The organism is Microbacterium sp. B35-30, assembly GCF_010634855.1.
GTDB lineage: Bacteria > Actinomycetota > Actinomycetes > Actinomycetales > Microbacteriaceae > Microbacterium.
On sequence record NZ_MWLQ01000016.1, the window covers coordinates 75,512 to 94,560 of the forward strand.

A 19,049-nucleotide genomic window follows, 5' to 3' on the forward strand; every position below is an offset into this window, starting at 1 on the left:
CAGACGAGTTTAGTTCTTGCCGCGGGGCGCTTTGCCGTGCCCGACAGCCCTCAGGCGACCTGGACGGTCCAGATCACCTGCATGCGCCACACCATCACCGCGATCGAGAGCGCGGCGATGCCCATGATGACGGTGCTCCAGCGGCTGCGCTCGAGCAGCGCCCACGCGACGGCGGCGACGGGCAGCAGCACGGCCGAGACGAGGTAGACCCAGAACTCCAGCAGACTCCCCGATGGCGGATTGCCCGCGAACGGCGCGACGATCGCGATGACGACCTGGGCCAGGAGCAGGAGCTCGACCAGGGCGAGCGAGCCGACGGTCCAGTCGCTCGGGCGCCGGCCGGCGAGTCCGGCGATGACGCAGAAGAGGCCCGCCGCGACCGCGACGACCACCTGGACGATCGTGAACCACAGGATCATCGGGCGGCCTCCTCGGGCATGTTCATCGCGCTCTTGACGTCATCTCCCCGGCGCTCGACGACGCCGACGAGCCGGCCGTCGGGGTCGATCGCCGCCGCCGGGGTCGCGGGAAGCCGTCCGGCAGCGCCGAGCAGCCGCTTGCCGTGACGAAGGTCCCGCGCCTCGTCGGCGGTCACGTCGAACCGGCCCAGCACCGCATCCGCTGCCGTCGCGGGGCTCAGCAGCATCGCGTCGGCGAGGTCTGCGACACCGGGCGCCCCCGCCACGTCGAACGGGCCGATGCGGGTGCGCCGCAGCGCGGTGAGATGCCCGCCCACGCCCAGCGCGGCACCCAGGTCACGGGCGAGCGAGCGGATGTACGTGCCGCTCGAGCAGTCGACGACGACATCGAGGTCGATGACGCCCGGCATCGCCGAGCCTGCGGTCGCGGTCCCGGCCTCCGTGGCCTGCGAGCCGGTCGAGGGGCGCCGTTCGGCGAGGACCTCGAACCGCGACACCGTGACCTCCCGGGCCTTGAGCTGCACCTCCTCCCCCGCGCGGGCGAGGTCGTAGGCCCGGCGCCCGTCGACCTTGATCGCCGAGTACGTGCTGGGAACCTGCGAGATGCGACCGGTCAGGGCCGCGATGCCCGCCGTGATGGCCGGGGACTCCAGGGACGAGGCATCCGTCACCGCGACGACCTGCCCCTCCGCGTCGTCGGTGTCGGTCGCGACGCCCAGCCGGATGGTCGCCTCGTAGGTCTTGTCCAGCCCGACGATGAACGTGAGCAGCCGCGTCGCGCCCTCGACGCCGAGGACGAGCAGCCCGGTCGCCATCGGGTCGAGCGTGCCGGCGTGGCCGATCTTGCGCGTGCCCAGCGCGCGGCGCGCTCGTGCGACGACGTCGTGCGAGGTGATGCCGCCGGGCTTGTCGACGAGGAGGAGTCCGGGTGCCGCCATCAGCCGCCTCCGACGATCCGCGGGTGAGCGAGATCCGAGTTGTCGACGATGACGGATGCCGCCGCCCGCGGTCGTGCCTCGCTCAGGTAGATCTCCTGCCCCTGCCGATACCGCGCGTTCGAGGGTGCTTCCGGGTCGGGGTCGGAGCCGTCACGCAACGCCATGCGGGCGAAGGTCATGTCGAAAGGCACGTCGAGCCAGACCGACCAGTCCCACAGGTCTCGCAGCTCGGGCCTGTGGAGGAAGATGCCGTCGACCACCAGCACCGCGTCGAGCGGCGCCGTGACCCACTGCGACTCGACGGGAGCATCGCGGACGACGTCGAAGGCCGCCAGCTGGAAGCCGGTGGTCCCGGCGGTCTGGGCGCCGTCGCGGAACGGGTCGATCAGCACGCGCCGGAACGTCGCATAGTCGAACGAGTCGCGGTAGAAGCCCTCGGGGCTGTTGCGGCCACGGAGGTAGCGCTCGCTCCGGGGCCGGTGGAAGCCGTCGATGCCCGCTCGGAACACCGCGTCGCCGGTCTCGGCGAACACCTCCGCGAGCCCGTCGGCGAACACCGTCTTGCCGGCGCCGTCCAGCCCGTCGATCGCCACGATCACGCGGCCCCCGGCATTGCGCCGCCGGACACGGTCGCGCAGTCCGCGCCACAGCGTCGTGGTCGGCGTGACGGGAAGGCGCATGGATCCAGCCTACGGGCCGCGACCGCACGCCCCGCGCGGCGGAGATCTACCCTTTCGCGGTTCCCGGAGGCGCGAAAGGGTAGATCTCCGCACGTACGCTGGAGCGCATGCCCGAGCTCGCGACGCCGCCGGATCTCGTGACGCCGCCCGAGCTCGCGACGCGGCCAGACCTCGCCACCCCGCCCGATCTCGCCCGCCCACTGGCGGAGTGGTATCGGGCGAATGCCCGGGACCTGCCGTGGCGGCGGCCGGGGTTCGGGGCCTGGGGCGTGCTGGTGAGCGAGTTCATGCTGCAGCAGACGCCGGTGAACCGCGTGATCCCCCATCTCGAGGCGTGGCTCGCCCGGTGGCCGACGCCGTCGGACCTCGCCGCCGCCGCGCCCGCAGACGCGGTGCGGCAGTGGGCGAACCTCGGCTATCCGCGGCGCGCGCTGTGGCTGCACCGCGCGGCCGTCGAGATCCGCGACCGCCACGACGGGGTCGTGCCGCGTGACGTCGACGCGCTCCTCGCATTGACCGGCATCGGCGACTACACCGCACGCGCGGTGGCCGTCTTCGCGTACGGCGACCGTCATCCGGTCGTCGACACGAACACCCGGCGGGTGCTGGCACGCGCGATCGACGGCCGGTCTCAGCCCGGCCCGCCCTCGCGGCGCGACCTCGAGGCGATGACGATGGTGCTCCCCCGGGCGCGCGAGACGGCCGCCGTCGTCAACGCGGCGACGATGGAGCTCGGGGCGGTCGTCTGCATCGCCCGTACACCGCGCTGCGACGTGTGCCCGTTACGCGACCAGTGCGCATGGCGCGCGGCGGGGTATCCCGACACCGGCGATGACCGCCGCAAGCAGGCACGCTACGAAGGCAGCGACCGGCAGGCGCGCGGGGCGGTGCTCAAGACGCTGCGGGATGCCGCAGCCCACGCGATCCCGCTGGCAGAGGTGGTGCCCGACTGGCCGGACCCCCTCCAGCGTGACCGCGCCATCGACTCGCTCATCGCCGACGGGCTGGCCGAGGCATCCGACGGTCTCCTGCGGCTGCCGCTCTGAGCACTGAGCAGCGGGCCGTGAGTACCGCAGACGACAGACGCCGCGACCGGCGGACCGGTCGCGGCGTGTCGAATCCGACGAGGAGTCAGTCCTCGCCGTCGAGCTCGCGCGGCTTGACATACGGGTCCGCCTCGCCGGCGTAGGTCGCCGAGGAGGCGAGACCTGCCACCGCGGCATCCCGCTCCTGCGCTTCGCGGAGCAGGTCCGCGATGTGACCGGCGTTCTCGGGGATCGCGTCGGGGATGAACTCGAGCGACGGGGTGAGACGCACGTTGAGGTGCTTGCCCACCTCCGAGCGGAGCATCCCCGTCGCCGACTTCAGCGCCGCCGCCGATCCTTCGCGCTCCTCGGGGGAACCCAGCACCGTGTAGAACACGGAGGCGTGCTGAAGGTCACCCGTCACGCGCACATCGGTGATGGTCACGAATCCGAGCCGCGGGTCGCGCAGGCCCTTCTCGAGCCGCTCGGCGAGGATGACGCGAATACGGTCGCCCAGCCGGGCCTGACGTTCGCTGGCCATGATTGCTCCTTAAGGGGATGATTCCGGATGCCTCGAACAGAGGCATCCGGAATCAAGACACGCGGACTCAGCCGCGGGGCTTCTCGATCATCTCGGTGGTCTCGATCTCATCGCCCACCTGGATGTCGTTGTACTTGCCGAGGCCGATACCGGCTTCGAAGTCCGTGCGGACCTCGGTGACGTCGTCCTTGAACCGGCGCAGCGACTCGATGGCCAGGCCATCGGCCAGGACCACGCCGTCGCGGATGACGCGCGCCTTGGCGTTGCGCGTGATCGTGCCCGAGCGGACGATGACACCGGCGATGTTGCCGAACTTCGAGGAGCGGAACACCTCGCGGATCTCGGCGACACCCGACTGGACCTCTTCGTACTCCGGCTTGAGCAGGCCCTTGAGCGACTGCTCGACATCGTCGATCGCGTTGTAGATGACCGAGTAGAACCGGACATCCACACCTTCACGTGCGGCGCGCTCGCGCGCCTTCGTGTCGGGACGGACGTTGAAGCCGATGACGATCGCGTTGTCGATCGTCGCGAGGTTGATGTCGGACTCGGTGACCGCGCCCACACCGCGGTGGATGATCCGCAGCTGGACGGAGTCGTCGACCTCGATCTTGAGCAGCGACTCCTCGAGGGCCTCGACGGCACCCGAGACGTCACCCTTGATGATGAGGTTGAGCGACTCGACCTTGCCCTCTTCGAGCGCACGGGTGAAGTCCTCGAGCGAGATGCGCTTGCGGGCCTTGGCCAGCTGGGCGTTGCGCTCGGCAGCTTCACGCTTCTCGGCGATCTGGCGGGCCGTGCGGTCCTCTTCGGTCACGATGAACGTGTCGCCGGCTCGCGGCACCGAGTTCAGACCCTGCACCTGCACGGGACGCGACGGGTAGGCCTCTTCGACGGCGTCGCCGTTCTCGTCGGCCATCGCACGCACGCGCCCGTAGGCCGTGCCGGCGACGATCGCGTCGCCGACCCGCAGCGTTCCGGACTGGATGAGCACCGTGGCGACCGAACCGCGACCCTTGTCGAGCTTCGCTTCGATCGCGACACCGCGCGCGTCCTTGTTCGGGTTCGCCGTGAGGTCCAGACCCGCGTCCGCGGTCAGCAGGACCGCGTCGAGGAGCTCCTGGATGCCGGTGTTCTGACGAGCAGAGACATCCACGAACATGACGTCGCCGCCGTACTCCTCGGCCACGAGCCCGTACTCGGTGAGCTGCTGGCGCACCTTGGCGGGGTTGGCGTCGGGCTTGTCGACCTTGTTCACCGCGACCACGATCGGCACGTTCGCCGCCTGGGCGTGGTTGAGCGCCTCCACCGTCTGCGGCATGATGCCGTCGTCGGCGGCGACCACCAGGATCGCGAGGTCGGTCACCTGCGCACCACGGGCACGCATGGCGGTGAACGCCTCGTGACCCGGGGTGTCGATGAAGGTGATCGCACGCTCGATGCCCTCGTGCTCGGTCCACACCTGGTACGCACCGATGTGCTGCGTGATGCCGCCGGCCTCGCCCGCGACCACGTTGGTCTGGCGGATGGCGTCGAGCAGTCGCGTCTTACCGTGGTCGACGTGACCCATGACGGTCACGACCGGAGGCCGGATCTCGAGGTCTTCCTCGTTCTCCGCCTCCAGCTCGGCCTCGAGATCGAGACCGAAGCCCTCGAGGAGCTCCTTGTCCTCGTCCTCGGGCGAGACCATCTGGATCTTGTAGCCGAGCTCGGCGCCGAGCACCTCGAAGGTGGCCTCGTCGAGCGACTCGGTCGCGGTCGCCATCTCACCCAGGTTGAACAGGATGGTGACGAGCGTGCCGGGCTGCACGGTGTAGCCGCGCAGCGCCTCGAGCTTGTCGGCGAAGTCCGCGATGGATGCGCCGCGGCGCAGGCGGATGATCTCGCCGTTGCCCTTCGAGACGTTGACGCCGCCGACGACCGGCGCCGACCGCATCTCGAACTCCTGCCGCTTCGCACGACGCGACTTGCGCTGCTTCGACTTGCCGCCGCCCTTGCCGAAGGCACCCGCGGTGCCACCGCCGGGGCCACGGCCACGACCGCCACCACCGCCGGGACGACCGGCGAAGCCGCCCGCGGGCGCTCCACCGGGAGCGCCGCCGGGACGCTGGAAGCCACCGCCGCCGGCGCCGCCGGGACGGCCGGGACCGCCGGGACGCTGCTGGAACGGGGCACCGGGACGACCGCCGCCACCGGGGCGACCCGCCCCACCCGGACGCGGAGCGCCGGGACGAGGAGCACCCGGGCGCGGAGCCTGGGGACGCGGGATGTTGCCGGGGCTCGGGCGCTGACCCATGCCCTGCGCCGACGCGAAGGGGTTGTTGCCCGGGCGGGGGCCGGCGGGACGCTGACCCATGCCCTGCGACGACGCGAAGGGGTTGTTGCCCGGGCGCGGCGTTCCACCACCGGGACGGGGCGCCTGCGACGCGGGCGTGGCCGGCGTCGGTGCGCCGGGGCCGGGCTTGGGAGCGCCGGGAGCAGCCGGAGCGGCGGGGGCGTCCGCTGCCGGAGCCGCCGGAGCGGCCGGAGCGGCCGGAGCCTTCGCTGCGGGAGCCGGAGCGGGTGCCGCGGCGGGCGCCGGTGCGGCGGGCGCCGCCGGAGCGGCAGCCGGGCGCGCCGGACCTGGCTTCACCGCGGGACCGGGCTTGGCCGCGGATGCACCGGGCTTCGCTCCGCCTGCGGCGGGCGCCGCCGCGGGCTTGGCCGCAGGTGCGGCGTCAGCCGACTTGCTCTGGCCGTCGGCCTCGAGCGCAGCGCGAAGCTTTCGCGCCACGGGGGGTTCGATGGTGGACGAGGGGCTCTTGACGTATTCGCCGAGCGCCTTCAGCTTCTCGAGCGCGACCTTGCTGTCGACGCCGAGCTCGGAAGCGATCTCGTGCACGCGTGGTTTGGCAGCCACAAATTCTCCTGTCTGGGTCCACCCAGACAGGGCAGACCGTTAATCGCGGACGGGTCTCATTTCGAGCCGTTCACTTTGTTTCCATAGCCGTTCAGCCTTTTGTTCGCTGTAGGTACTGGTCGATGGTCTGCGTGTCAAGCGGGCCTGACACACGCAATGCTCGTACGAAGGCACGGCGCCGAAGGGCGGCATCCATGCACTCCGGCGTCTCGTGCACCCACGCGCCTCGTCCGGGCATCGATGCGCGCTCGTCGAGGACGAGGACGGAATCGATGGATACCACCCTGAGGAGGGCGGACCGGGGAGCACGCGTGCGGCATCCGACGCACGTTCGTACAGGTTCCATTCTACACCCCGGGGCCTGATGCCCCGGACCTCCTTCGTCTACGCCTCAGGGCCTGTGCCCCGGACCCGTTCCTCACACCGAGCTACTGAGGGCGGCGCGGCCGCGTCAGCTCTCCTCGAGAATGCTGTCGGGCTGGATGTCGATCTTGGCGCCGGTGAGTTTGGCGGCGAGGCGGGCGTTCTGGCCCTCCTTGCCGATGGCGAGCGACAGCTGGTAGTCGGGCACGAGCGCCCGGACGGCCTTGTTCGAGGCATCCAGCACGAAGCTCGACGTCACCTTGGCGGGCGACAGCGCGTTCGCGACGAACTTCGCCAGCTCGGGGTCGTAGTCGACGATGTCGATCTTCTCGCCGCCGAGCTCCTCGGTGACGGCCCGCACGCGGCGGCCGAGTTCGCCGATGCATGCGCCCTTGGCGTTGATCGACGGGTCGTTGGCCTTCACCGCGATCTTGGTGCGGTGGCCGGCCTCGCGGGCGAGCGAGACGATCTCGACGAGTCCCGCCGGAATCTCGGGAACCTCGAGCGCGAACAGCTTGCGCACCAGACCCGGGTGGGTGCGCGAGACGGTGATCTGGGGCCCCTTGGCGCCCTTGGCGACCGACGTCACGTAGACCCGGAGGCGGGCGCCGTGCGCGTAGTCCTCCGTGGGCACCTGCTCCTCGGGAGGCAGGATCGCCTCGACCGAGCCGAGATCGACATGCACCATGCGGGGGTTGGGGCCCTGCTGCACGATCCCGGCGACGATGTCGCCCTCCTTGCCGCGGAACTCCCCCAGCACGGCGTCGTCGGCGATGTCGCGCAGCCGCTGGCTGATGACCTGCTTCGCGGCGAACGCCGCGATACGCCCGAAGTCCTCGGGGGTCGACTCCTCTTCGCCGATGACCGCGCCCTCGTCGTCGAGCAGCGGGATGAACACGGCCACGTGACCGGTCTTGCGATCCAGTTCCGAGCGCGCGCCGTCGGGCAGCTCGCCGGTGGGCGAGGTGTGCTTGGCATAGGCGGTCAGGATCGCCTGTTCGATGATGCGTACGAGCTCCTCGAAGGGGATCTCCTTCTCGCGCTCGACAGTCCGCAGCAGTCCGAGATCGATGTCCACAGTGGCCTCCGTATTCAGCTCTCACCGGCGCGTCGACGCACGCCGGAACCCTCCAACATTACCGGATGCCGCGGCGCACGGTTTCGGGCCCCGCAGGCGCCGGTGGTCGCGATCAGTTCAGGCAGTCGTCGACGTGCGTGTCGGCGTGACGGAACCTCGCATCGGTCCAGTCGATGAGCACGGGGACGAAGTGCGATCCGGGCAGGAGGATGCCGAGGTGGTCGTAGCCGCGGTACTCGAGGAAGCGGACCTGGTTGCCGTCGGCGCACAGCTGCTCGACGAACTCGTGCTGGAGATGCGGCGGAATGACCTCGTCCTCGTCCCCCCAGCCGATCAGCATCGGCTGGCCCCACGGACCGGTCGGCGTGTTGTCCGCCAGCCGGCGGCCGAGCGCGCCCGCGGTGAGGTCGCCCACGAACAGCGGGCGGTCCTCCGAGACGCCGAGCGCCGTCGCCACCGACACGATCACGCCTGGCTCGGACGGGCAGCGCTGCGTCATCTCGCGGACGATCGCCTCGGAGCCGGGCGCGATGTAGCGCGTGAGGTCGATGTCGTCGTAGGTGTCGGCGTACGGCACCAGCACCCACGAGATGAGGATCGACAGCATGGCGTTCGCATCCCCGCTGGTGAGCTCCTCGGCGAGCGCGATCGGCTCGGCGACGGGCGCCAGCAGCGCGGTGCCGCGCACATCGATGTCAGGCGCGTAGTCGCCGGCGATCTGCGACGTCCACAGGGCGGCGTGCCCGCCCTGCGAGTGCCCCCACACAGCGGTGCGGCGGGACAGGTTGAGGCCCTCGACCTCGCGCGCGGCCAGCACCGCATCGAGAGACGATCGCGCCTCACCGCGACCGATGAGGTACGGGAACACGCCCGGTGCGCCCTGACCGGAGTAGTCCGAGGCGACGACCACCCATCCCCGGGCGATCGCCTCGTCGAGGCCCGGGATCGCCCACTTGGTGGCCGACGCGTCACGCAGGCTCGGCGCGCAGCCGCGCGCGACGCCGGTCGTCCCGTGGTTCCACGAGACGACCGGCCGAGGCCCGGGCGGCGCCTCTCGCGGCGTGATCACGAGCGCGCTCGCCACCGCGGGCTGACCGTTGGCGTCGCGGGTCGTGTACAGGATCCGCCGGACGTCGGCGCCGGCGGGCTTCTGCCCCGAGAAGTCGTCCGTGCGGATGAGGTGCCCGTGCTCGTACGGCACGACGGAGGGCGGATCGTAGAACGCGTCCACGACCTGGGCGCCGTCCTGGAACCACGAGTTCGCCCACCACCCGCCGACGGCGAGCGCCACGAGCAGCGAGGCGAGGGCGTAGCGCCCTGTGGCCAGCCAGCCGGCGCGCGCCCGACCACGCCGGGCTGCGTCGGCTGCCGCAGACCCGGAAGCGGATGCCGCGGCATCCGTACCCGCCGTGTCCCGAGCGGGCTCGCCGGTGGCCGGGACGGATCGCCGCCCCTCGACGAAGGCCCGCACCGCGCGGACGAGCAGCGACGCGCCGAAGATCACGGTGCGGACGCCGAAGATGAGGGCGACCAGGAGCACGGTCACATCCGGCCACGCGTACGACAGGATGCCGAACGCGATCTGCGCTCCGCCCCAGACGCCGGCCAGCACACGCTGGCTGACGCTCCCGCGACGCACCGCGTCGTAGATCGATGCCAGGCCGCCGAGGACGAGAAGCACCGCGATGATCTCGGGCAGCAGCTCCAGGGTGCGGCCGAGGCCGAGGAGGATCGCGAGGCCCAGCGCGATCCACACTGCGCCGAAGCCGACGCGCGACCAAAGCGCGGTCTCGGGGGCGGCCAGCATCCGTGCGACGCCGGAGAAGATGGCGCTGAGTCCCACATAGACCGTCAGCAGGACCAGCGACGTGAGGGGCCGGGTGACGATGAGGAGACCGACCAGCAGCGCCAGCGCACCCACCACGACGAGCACGACCGGAGGAGCCCCGCGCACGAGTCGCGGCACCACGCTCCACCCGGAGACGGGAGGTCGACGGCCCTCGCGGATCATCCGCCCCATCATAGATGCGCGTTCGAGGGGCGCCCTTCACCGGCCGGACGTGCCGACACGGACCCCCGCGCGTCACGCGCGGTCCGCGTCAACCCCCTCTCTCCGGCGTCCGCGCGGTCTAGCGTGAGGGCGTGAAAGCGAACGCGAAGCACCTGGCTCGTGAAGCGGAGGCCAGCTCGGTCTTCGAGGCGATGGCTCGTGCGGGGTACGTCGCGAACGGCATCATCCACATCCTGATCGGCGTCATCGTCATCGTGGTCGCGGCAGGAGGGGACGGCGAGGGCGACCAGGCGGGTGCGATGAAGGCGGTCGCCGGAGCGCCTGCCGGCTTCGTCGTCCTGTGGCTCGTCGCGATCGGGCTGTGGGCGCTGGCCGTGTGGCGCGCGGCCGAGGGGCTCCTCGCCCGCGACCTGTCGGGCGACGTCAAGGGCGCCGCGCGCAAGTGGGGGCGGCGACTCGCCGACTGGGGGCAGGCCCTCGTCTTCGTCGCGCTCGGGGCCATCTCGGCCGCGGTGGCGATGGGCGCGCGCCCGAACGGCGAGGAGGCCGCCGAGGGCGCCAGCCAGGTGCTGCTGCGGCTCTGGGGCGGATCGATCGTGCTCGGGCTCATCGGGCTCGGCATCGGCATCGGCGGGATCTCGTTCGTCGTCATGGGGGTGCGGCGGAGCTTCCGCAACCGCATCCGCACTCCCGACGGCAAGCTCGGACGGGGCATCACGGTGCTCGGGATCGTCGGCTTCGTCGCCAAGGGCATCGCGCTCATCATCGTGGGCGTGCTGCTCCTGGTGGCCGCGGTGGGCACCGAACCCGACGCCGCAGGCGGGCTGGACGGCGCGGTGGACGCGCTCCTCGACCTGTTCCTGGGTCCTGCGCTCGCTTGGATGGTCGGCCTCGGCTTCATCGCGTACGGCGTCTTCACGGTCGCCCGCGCGCGCTTCGCGCAGATGTGATCGCGCGCTCGAACGGCGTTACGGCGTGGCATCCGTGCTGTCAATGGTCTGGCGAGGGCACACGGCGGCGCCGAGGCTGGGGGTATGACGCACACAGAAGAAGATCTCGTCACCGGTCCCGAGGCGATCGCCAGGGTCAAGGAACTCGTCGAAGACATCGACTTCACGATGCTGACCACCCGGGACGCCGCCGGCAATCTCGTGAGCCGGCCGATGAGCACGCGACAGATGGACGAAGCAGGCGACATCTGGTTCTTCACCCTCGCCGGAACCGCCAAGGTCGCCGAGGCTCAGGCCGACCCGCAGCACGACGTGGGCCTGTCTTACCTCGACCCCAAAGGGCACCGCTACGTCTCGGTCGCGGGTCGCGCCGAGGTGGTCCGCGACGACGCGAAGATGAAGGAGCTCTACTCCCCCGACCTCGACATCTGGTTCGAGGACGGCCTGGACACCCCCGGGATCGTGCTGCTGCGCGTGACTCCGGTGGAGTGCGAGTTCTGGGAGCCGAAGCACGGCAAGCTCGTCGCGGCGGCCGGCATGCTGAAGGCCCTGGTGACGAAGGACACGCCCGACGACACGATGTCGCACGGCAGGGTCAGCTGCTGACACCGAGCGGACGTCGCCGGTGGCGGCCGCGAGCCGCCGTCGCGATCGGACGTGGCGCAGCCCCGCGCGTCCTCGCCATACTGGGCGAAGACGCGGGTGGCGAGCACGGGAGGCACACTATGACCGACGGCACGACCAACATCGCCATCACCGACGCCCTGCGCGTGCCTCCCGGCGGCGGCCTGCGGGTCGCCGATCCGGGGCTGATCGGACTGCTGGGCTTCGTGATCGCCACGGTCACCGCCCAGCTCGCTCACCTCGGCCTGCAGGACGACGCCCCGGTGTTCTGGGTGGGCGCCGTGTTCGGCGGGGTCGTGCAGGTGACGGCCGGCATGCTGTCGTACTTCGCCGGCGACAACTTCCACTTCATCGTCTACAACGCGTTCGGGTGGTATTGGATCGTCGTGCCGGGGTTCCTCCTCGGCGAGGAGCTGGGCTTCTTCGAGGTCACCGCCCAGGCGCGGGGCCTCTTCTCGCTCGTGTTCGCAATCCTCGCCCTGCTGTTCACCCCCGCGGGCGCCGTGCACAACACCGTGCTGCCCGTGACCCTGCTCGCCGTCTCATTGGGGCTCGGCTTCCAGTCCGTCGCGGCATTCGCCGACACCGAAGCCCTCGCGATCACCGGTTCGATCATCCTCCTCGTCGCGTCGGCGCTCGCGGCGTACCTGCTGGTCGAGAAGTTCTACTGGCGCACCATCGGGCGCCGCGTGGTGCCCCTCGGCCCGCCGTGGATCCTCGGGGATCCCAACCCGGAGTCCTGACGCCGGGCTGCGCCCGCACGGCCGACACCGAAGCACTTCGCCTCCCTCGCGACCGGGTCCCGACGAACGACGCCGCGTCGCCCGGGTGAGGGGCGGCGCGGCGTCGTCACGAGGTGCGGCCGAGGCGAGGTCAGGCGCGATAGACCTGCACGACCGACGGGCGGGGCGCGTTCGGCGCATCGCCGGGCTCTGCCGACCCGTAGTCGGGGAACAGCGACGTCGGTGCGGCGAACGTGCCGCCCTCGCCCGGGTGCTGCACCGCGACGAAGACCATGCCGTCCTTGTCGTGGATCACGGGGCCGCACGTCTCGGCCTCGCGCGGGACCGCGAGGAACTGCTGCACGTGTCCCCGCTCCGCACCCTCGAGCGGAACGAGGAACAGGCCATCGTTGTAGCCGATCGTGCTGGGCGCGCCGTCGGTCGAGACCCACAGGTTGCCTGCGGAGTCGAACGCGACGTTGTCGGGGCACGAGATCGGCGAGACGAGCTCCTTCGGGAAGCCCGCGAAGTACGTGTTCGCGAACACCGCGGGGTCGCCGCACAGGAGGAGGATGCTCCAGCCGAACGTCGTGCCGGACTGGCCGGCGGTCTCCGTCAGCTCGATGACGTGGCCGTAGCGGTTGCCGGTGACGGGGTTGGCCTCGTCGAGGGTGGCGACCGAGCGCGCCGAGTTGTTCGTGAGCGCCAGGTAGACCTTGCCGGTCTTGGGGCTGGGCTCGACATCCTCGGGGCGGTCCATCTTCGTCGCGCCCACGGCATCCGCTGCGAGACGTGTGTAGACCAGCACCTGCTCCGTCGTGAAGCCCGCGACGACGGATTCGCCGTTGCGGGTGAGCGGGATCCACGTGCCCGAGCCGTCGAAGGCGCCGTCGGCGGGGAGCGCGCCCGTGCCGAGGATCTCACCGGCCGGCGAGTTGCCCTGGAACTTCGCGACGTACAGGTCGCCCTCGCTCAGCAGCTCGAGGTTCTTCTTGCGCGAGCCCGAGATCTTGTTCTTCGACACGAACTTGTAGAGGTAGTCGTTGCGCTCGTCGTCGCCCATGTAGGCGACGACATGGCCGTCCTCGGCGACGATGACGTTCGCGCCCTCGTGCTTGAACCGACCCATCGCGGTGTGCTTGCGCGGCGTCGAGGTGGGATCCTGCGGATCGATCTCGACGATGTATCCGAAGCGGTTGGGCTCGTTGACGAAGTCGGGGTTGTGCGCGTCGAAGCGGGGGTCGTACTTGTCCCAGCCCGTCTCGGTGGAGGTCGAGGACGTGGACTGGTAGCGCTTCTGCGCGGCGGTGTCGGCGGCCCACGCGAAGTAGCCGTTGAAGTTCTCCTCGCCCGAGAGGATCGTGCCCCACGGGGTCGTGCCGCCGGCGCAGTTGCCGAGAGTGCCGTGCACCCAGCGACCCTCCGGGTCGGCGGCGGTCTTGACGAGGTCGCTGCCGGCGGCCGGGCCGGTGAGCTCGAACACGGTCTCGACCGTGATGCGGCGGTTGCGCTTGCCGTCGACGACGTACGACCAGGGCGCACCGGTGCGCTTGCGCGTGATCTCGACCACCGACATGCCCTGCGCCGCCTTGAAGATGTCTCCGCGCCGCTGGAGCTCGGCGGGGTCGCTCGACGGCGGGAACATGATGCCGGGGTTGCAGTACTCGTGGTTGTTCACGAGCACGCCGGTCTTGCCGCTCGGATCGGCGACGATGTCGAGGTAGTCGGCGTTGTAGCCGAACTGCAGCGCCTGCGCGGCGGGGGTCTGGCCGTTGAAGTCGAACACCGGGGCGTTGGAGAAGAGCGGGTCGCCCCAGCGGATGATGGGCTGCCACCTGTACCCCTGAGGAACGACGAAGTCGTCCACGAAGCGGTTCACCGGCGCGATGGCGTCGAACGGGAGGCTGCCGCCGGCCGGGCGCGCGAACGCGGCTCCCGCGCCGCCGACACCGGCCGAGCCGGGGGCCGACAGAGGGGCCTGCTGCCGCAGACCGCCCACGGCGATCGCAACGGCGCCGGCCGCACCGAGACCGAGCAGCGCGCGGCGCGACAGTGCGGCCGAGGCGACCTCCTGGAAGGTCTCATTGTGCGACGAGTTGCACTCGGGGCCGAGGCACGCGTTGGCGCACTTGTACTGGCAGGTCGCGGCGAGCCGCTTGCCGCGCACATGGTCGGCCATGGGAAGTGGACGGCGGAATCCTTCGACGATGCTCACGATCGTCCTCTCTGCGTGCATGACGGTCGGTCGGGGTGGCGCCAGCCTGTTCCGGTGCGGCGACACCCGCGGTAACCGCAGATGAACGACGGGCAACCAGCGCATGAGAACGGACTCATCGACGACGGATGCCGAGGCAGAGGTGAACGTGCCGGCAGCTCAGTCCTTCGGCGCCGACGCGAGCGCGTTGATGGCCCGGATCAGGCGGTGAAGCTCGCCCACGCGGAACTGGTTGAGCCGCAGCACCAGCCGGGGCAGCTCGAGCTGGTCGTCGTCCTCGACCTCGACGCGCAGCGGTCCACGCCGTTCGATGCGGCCCTCGATCACGAGATCGCCGAACGCGGCGTTGAGCGCCTCGACCTCGGCATCCGTCGGCTCGGCCTTCAGCCGCAGCACCAGCCGCTTGCCGACCCACCGCAAGGACGAGTAGTTGCGGTAGAACCCGGAGAGCTCCTCGACGGCTGCCGTCACCGAATCGGTGACGAGCACCCGATCGAAGTCACCCTCGGAGATGACGCCACCCGGCCGGAGGTGGTCATCGATGAATCGCCGCAGCCCCGACCAGAACGTGCCGCCGGGCGCATCCAGCAGCACGATCGGCGTGGGGTCCGCCTTGCCGGTCTGCTGGAGCGTCAGCAGCTCGAACATCTCGTCCAGCGTGCCGAAGCCGCCCGGCACGCAGACGAAGCCGCTGGATTCCTTCACGAGCATGAGCTTTCGCGTGAAGAAGTACTTCATCGCGACGTTGCGGGCGTTCTCGCCGACGATCGCGTTCGGCTTCTCCTCGAAGGGCAGCCGGATCGAGACCCCGAGCGAGTTGTGCGGTCCCGCGCCCTCCGCCGCGGCCTGCATGATCCCGGGACCGGCGCCCGTGACGACCATCCAGCCGTGCTCGGCGAGCGCCGCCGCCACCTCGGACGCCTGCCGGTAGAGCGCGTCCTCGGGGAGGGTGCGTGCGGAGCCGAAGATCGTGACCTTCGGCACGTCCTCATAGGGTGCGAACAGCCGGAAGGCCGCTCGCATCTCGGTGAGCGCGGAGCTCGCGATCTTCAGATCGAGCCGGTCGGCGCCGTCGATCCCCAACCCGATGCCGGTCGCGAGGATCCGTGCGATGAGATCGGCGTTGTCGGTGATCCCCGCCGCCGCGATCGTGGCGCGCATCTCCTCTGTGACGGTGTGCGAGATGGTTCCCGTGTCGCTCTGACCCATGACGCCAGCGTGCCACGATCAGCCGCTGCGCGGGTGAGCGACGTCCGAACATCGGATGCCGCAACCCGCGCGCGGCGTGCAACCCGTGGGCGCGGCATCCATTCGTTCCGCTTGCGCGCCCCGAACCGGCATCCGCTGTCCGGACTCCCCGCAGCGAGTGCCGGAAGCGACAGCGCGAAGGTCAGCGCATGCCCTCGAGGAGCTCCGCCGCGTGGGCGGCGCCGCCCAGCGATCGGAGCTGCGCGCCGACGCGGGCTGCGGCATCCCGGAACGACGCTTCCCCGAGGACGCGATCGACCGCCGCGGCGACCGCCGACGCCTTCGGTGTGCCGGTGCGCAGGTTCACGCCCGCCCCGCTCCACGCGACCCGCGACGCGACCTCGGGCTTGTCGAGGTCGCCGCCCGCGACCACGAGCGGCACACCGCGGGCGAGTGACGCGAGCGTGCCGCCCCAGCCGCCGTTCGTGATCGCCAGGTCGACCCGCGGAAGCAGTGCGCCGAACGGCGCGAAACCGGTGACGCGCGCGTTCGACGGCACCGCGAATGGGAACGCGTCTCTCCCGCGAACACCGGTGGTCGCGACCACGAGGATGTCGCGGTCGGCCAGTGCCGTCACCGACGGTCGCACGAGGTCGTCGGGATCGATGTTCGCCGTGCCCTGCGTCACGAGCACGATGCGCCGGCCGTCGAGCTCGTCCCACCACGAAGGCAGGTCGGCGGGGTTCGACGCGGCCGTCTGTTCCGCGAGCTCCCCGACGAAATGCAGATGCGTGGGGCGGTCCGTGCGTCCATAGTCGAGCAGCCCGGAACCACTCGCCGCGATCAGCGTCGGCGAGAACACCATCCGGTCCATGGTCCGGCCGCTCTGTTGCAGCCCCACCGCGCGTTCCGCGTCACCGATCGCGGCGACGAGCGGCCGCGAGACGAGCGGGACCAGCCCCCGCAGCGCGGCGTCGCGCGCCTTCGTGACCGGGTTCGCGCCGGGTCGCAGCCCCATGCCGCTCGGCGGCCCGGCCGGCCCCGGGAGGTTCAGCGGGAGCACGGCGACCGTGGCCCACGGCATCCGATGGCGTTCGCTGAACAGCACCGCGCCGAGCGACATCTCGTCGGCGGCGAGCACGTCCCACGGCTCGCGCTCCCACTCCGCCGTGAGGTCGGCGACCTGCGCGGGGGCGGTGCCGATGAAGCAGTCGATCACGTTGATGAACAGCTGCCGCATGCCCTTCTTGCCGACGAGGCGCGGGAAGGTGGCGGACACGTCGTTCTCGTCGAAGTCGGGCGCCTCGCGCCACGGCACGAGGCGCGCGCCCGACGCCTCCACCCGAGAGCGGAACCGGGATCCCGTGTAGAAGCGCACATCGTGCCCGCGCTCCACCAGCTGCCGCGCGACCGCCGTCAGTGGCGCGACGTGTCCGGTGAACGGCATGGCGATGAGCAGGAACCGACCCATGCGGGTCATCCTCGCGGTCAGGAGCACCGCCCGCCAGGGCTTCACCGATTCCGGATACGCGAAAGGCTATGGTTCCGCGGCAGGAATCTACCCTTTCGCGCCTCTCTCGGGGGCGGTGCGGATCAGGGGCGCAGGCGGGCGACGACCTCGGCGACCGGGACGACCTCGCGGTCGCCGGTGCGGCGGTCCCAGAGCTCGACCTGCCCGTCGGCGGCCCCGCGGCCGACGATGACGATCTTCGGCACGCCGACGAGCTCGGCATCGCCGAACTTCACGCCCGGCGAGACCTTGGGGCGGTCGTCGTAGAGCACGTCCAGACCGGATGCCTCGAGATCCGCCGACAGCTGCGCAGCGACGTCGAACACGACGACATCACGGCCTGCAGCGACCACGTGCACGTCGAACGGAGCCACCGATGCCGGCCAGATGAGGCCCTTGTCGTCGTTGTTGAGCTCGGCGATGATCGCGAGGATGCGGGTCACGCCGATGCCGTAGGAGCCCATCGTGACGGTGACGAGCTTGCCGTTCTCGTCGAGGACCTTGAGGCCGAGGGTCTCGGCGAAGAAGCGGCCGAGCTGGAAGACGTGCCCGATCTCCATGCCGCGCGCGAGCTCGACCGGGCCGGAGCCGTCCGGTGCAGGGTCTCCCGCGCGCACGTTCGCGACCTCGACGAACCCGTCGCCGGCGAAGTCCCGCCCGGCCACCAGCGTGTGGACGTGCTTCTGGTCGATGTTGGCGCCGGTGATCCACGCGGTGCCGTCCGCCACGCGCGGGTCGAGCAGGAAGCGGATGCCGGTGGCCGACTCCTCGCCGAGCACCGCGCCGGTCTCGGACCACGGGCCGATGTAGCCCTTGACGAGCAGCGGGTGCTTCTCGAAGTCCTGGTCGGTCGCGGGCTCCACGGCGGCGGGCGCGAAGGCGACCTCGGCGCGCTTGTCGTCGATGTCGCGGTCACCGGGTACACCGACGATCACGAGTTCCCTGGTGCCGTCGAGGTGGGTGAGGGCGAGCACCACGTTCTTGAGGGTGTGCGCCGCTGTCCACGACAGCGCGCCGTCGGTCGCCGGTCCGGCGATCCCCGAGGCGGGGGCGTCGAGGTGGGCGTTCGCGTGGTCGACGAGCGTCTGGATCGTGGGCGTGTCCGGCGAATCGAAGATCACCGGTGCGCCCAGCCCGTCGAACCGGATCGGCGACGGAGGGGTCGTCGTATACGCCTCCACGTTGGCGGCGTAGCCGCCGGCCGAGCGGACGAACGTGTCCTCGCCGACGGGGGTCGGGTGCAGGAACTCCTCCGACCGCGCGCCGCCCATCAAGCCGTTGTCGGCCGCGACGATGACGTATTCCAGTCCGAGCTGCTGGAAGATCCGCTCGTAGGCGTCGCGCTGCGACTGGTACGAGGCATCCTGACCCTCGTCGGTGTAGTCGAACGAGTACGCGTCCTTCATCGTGAACTCGCGGCCGCGCAGGAGTCCGGCACGCGGGCGGGCCTCGTCGCGGTACTTGTCCTGGATCTGGTAGATCGTCAGCGGGAGGTCCTTGTACGACGAGTACAGGTCCTTCACGAGGAGCGTGAACATCTCCTCGTGGGTGGGCGCGAGCAGGTAGTCGGCGCCCCTGCGGTCCTGCAGCCGGAAGATGCCGTCGCCGTAGGAGGTCCAGCGGCCCGACGCCTCGTAGGGTTCGCGCGGCAGCAGTGCCGGGAAGTGCACCTCGTAGGCGCCCGCGCTGGTCATCTCGTCGCGGATGACCTTCTCGATCTTCGCCTTGACCTTGAGCCCCAGCGGCAGCCAGGTGAAGATGCCCGGCGCGGCCCGCCGGATGTAGCCGGCGCGCACGAGCAGCCGGTGGCTCGTGACCTCCGCGTCGGCGGGGTCTTCACGGAGCGTGCGGAGGAAGAAGTGCGACAGACGGGTGACCACGAGGGT

General features: G+C 70.8%; 16 protein-coding genes. 4 read left to right on the plus strand and 12 right to left on the minus strand.

Annotated features, from left to right (window positions below; translation table 11 throughout):
- Positions 1 to 50: 50 nt before the first annotated feature.
- Genes B2K11_RS09000 through B2K11_RS09010 form a run of 3 tightly spaced genes read right to left on the minus strand, consistent with a single transcriptional unit; the run spans position 51 to position 2,037 of the window.
- Positions 51 to 419, minus strand: a complete 369-nt coding sequence (locus tag B2K11_RS09000; RefSeq protein WP_163617941.1) for a hypothetical protein — start codon at positions 417 to 419, stop codon at positions 51 to 53.
- On the minus strand, positions 416 to 1,357 hold the full coding sequence (gene truB / locus B2K11_RS09005) for a tRNA pseudouridine(55) synthase TruB (RefSeq protein ID WP_163617942.1): 942 nt from the start codon (positions 1,355 to 1,357) through the stop codon (positions 416 to 418). Before truB ends, B2K11_RS09000 begins: the two co-directional genes overlap by 4 nt.
- Positions 1,357 to 2,037: a uridine kinase gene (locus B2K11_RS09010; RefSeq protein WP_163617943.1), complete on the minus strand. Its 681-nt coding sequence runs from the start codon at positions 2,035 to 2,037 to the stop codon at positions 1,357 to 1,359. The genes truB and B2K11_RS09010 overlap by 1 nt, the downstream gene beginning before the upstream one ends.
- 107 nt (positions 2,038 to 2,144) lie before the next feature.
- Here B2K11_RS09010 and B2K11_RS09015 point away from each other — a divergent pair, with 107 nt between their 5' ends.
- Positions 2,145 to 3,083 (plus strand): A/G-specific adenine glycosylase, encoded by a 939-nt coding sequence (locus B2K11_RS09015; protein ID WP_239525874.1) that lies wholly within the window; start codon positions 2,145 to 2,147, stop codon positions 3,081 to 3,083.
- Positions 3,084 to 3,168: 85 nt separating this feature from the next.
- Here the strand turns inward: B2K11_RS09015 and rbfA are convergent, their stop codons facing one another.
- The 5 genes from rbfA to B2K11_RS09040 all read right to left on the minus strand — a co-directional run bounded on the left by rbfA (position 3,169) and on the right by B2K11_RS09040 (position 9,954).
- The gene (gene rbfA, locus B2K11_RS09020) at positions 3,169 to 3,603 is read right to left on the minus strand and encodes a 30S ribosome-binding factor RbfA (protein WP_163617944.1); all 435 of its coding nucleotides are present in this window, start codon (positions 3,601 to 3,603) and stop codon (positions 3,169 to 3,171) included.
- Positions 3,604 to 3,670: 67 nt separating this feature from the next.
- Entirely contained in the window at positions 3,671 to 6,502 is a 2,832-nt protein-coding gene (gene infB, locus B2K11_RS09025) for a translation initiation factor IF-2 (RefSeq protein WP_239525875.1), read from the minus strand.
- 91 nt (positions 6,503 to 6,593) lie between these two features.
- The gene (locus B2K11_RS09030) at positions 6,594 to 6,848 is read right to left on the minus strand and encodes a YlxR family protein (RefSeq protein ID WP_163617945.1); all 255 of its coding nucleotides are present in this window, start codon (positions 6,846 to 6,848) and stop codon (positions 6,594 to 6,596) included.
- 105 nt (positions 6,849 to 6,953) lie between these two features.
- On the minus strand, positions 6,954 to 7,943 hold the full coding sequence (gene nusA, locus B2K11_RS09035) for a transcription termination factor NusA (RefSeq protein WP_163617946.1): 990 nt from the start codon (positions 7,941 to 7,943) through the stop codon (positions 6,954 to 6,956).
- A 112-nt stretch (positions 7,944 to 8,055) separates the two neighbouring features.
- On the minus strand, positions 8,056 to 9,954 hold the full coding sequence (locus B2K11_RS09040) for a lipase family protein (RefSeq protein WP_163617947.1): 1,899 nt from the start codon (positions 9,952 to 9,954) through the stop codon (positions 8,056 to 8,058).
- A gap of 131 nt (positions 9,955 to 10,085) precedes the next feature.
- Here B2K11_RS09040 and B2K11_RS09045 point away from each other — a divergent pair, with 131 nt between their 5' ends.
- From B2K11_RS09045 to B2K11_RS09055, 3 genes are all read left to right on the plus strand, one after another.
- Positions 10,086 to 10,904: a DUF1206 domain-containing protein gene (locus tag B2K11_RS09045; RefSeq protein WP_239525876.1), complete on the plus strand. Its 819-nt coding sequence runs from the start codon at positions 10,086 to 10,088 to the stop codon at positions 10,902 to 10,904.
- Positions 10,905 to 10,988: 84 nt separating this feature from the next.
- Positions 10,989 to 11,510, plus strand: a complete 522-nt coding sequence (locus tag B2K11_RS09050) for a pyridoxamine 5'-phosphate oxidase family protein (protein WP_163617948.1) — start codon at positions 10,989 to 10,991, stop codon at positions 11,508 to 11,510.
- A gap of 119 nt (positions 11,511 to 11,629) precedes the next feature.
- Entirely contained in the window at positions 11,630 to 12,271 is a 642-nt protein-coding gene (locus tag B2K11_RS09055; protein WP_163617949.1) for a GPR1/FUN34/YaaH family transporter, read from the plus strand.
- Positions 12,272 to 12,401: 130 nt separating this feature from the next.
- On the opposite strand, the gene B2K11_RS09060 is transcribed toward B2K11_RS09055, so the two are convergent.
- The 4 genes from B2K11_RS09060 to B2K11_RS09075 all read right to left on the minus strand — a co-directional run bounded on the left by B2K11_RS09060 (position 12,402) and on the right by B2K11_RS09075 (position 19,043).
- On the minus strand, positions 12,402 to 14,429 hold the full coding sequence (locus B2K11_RS09060) for a PhoX family phosphatase (RefSeq protein ID WP_163617971.1): 2,028 nt from the start codon (positions 14,427 to 14,429) through the stop codon (positions 12,402 to 12,404).
- A gap of 195 nt (positions 14,430 to 14,624) precedes the next feature.
- Positions 14,625 to 15,674, minus strand: coding sequence for a TIGR00730 family Rossman fold protein (locus B2K11_RS09065; RefSeq protein WP_163617950.1), 1,050 nt, complete (start codon positions 15,672 to 15,674; stop codon positions 14,625 to 14,627).
- A gap of 181 nt (positions 15,675 to 15,855) precedes the next feature.
- Positions 15,856 to 17,124, minus strand: coding sequence for a nucleotide disphospho-sugar-binding domain-containing protein (locus B2K11_RS09070; protein ID WP_163617951.1), 1,269 nt, complete (start codon positions 17,122 to 17,124; stop codon positions 15,856 to 15,858).
- A gap of 122 nt (positions 17,125 to 17,246) precedes the next feature.
- The gene (locus B2K11_RS09075; protein ID WP_163617952.1) at positions 17,247 to 19,043 is read right to left on the minus strand and encodes a proline--tRNA ligase; all 1,797 of its coding nucleotides are present in this window, start codon (positions 19,041 to 19,043) and stop codon (positions 17,247 to 17,249) included.
- Positions 19,044 to 19,049: the final 6 nt, after the last annotated feature.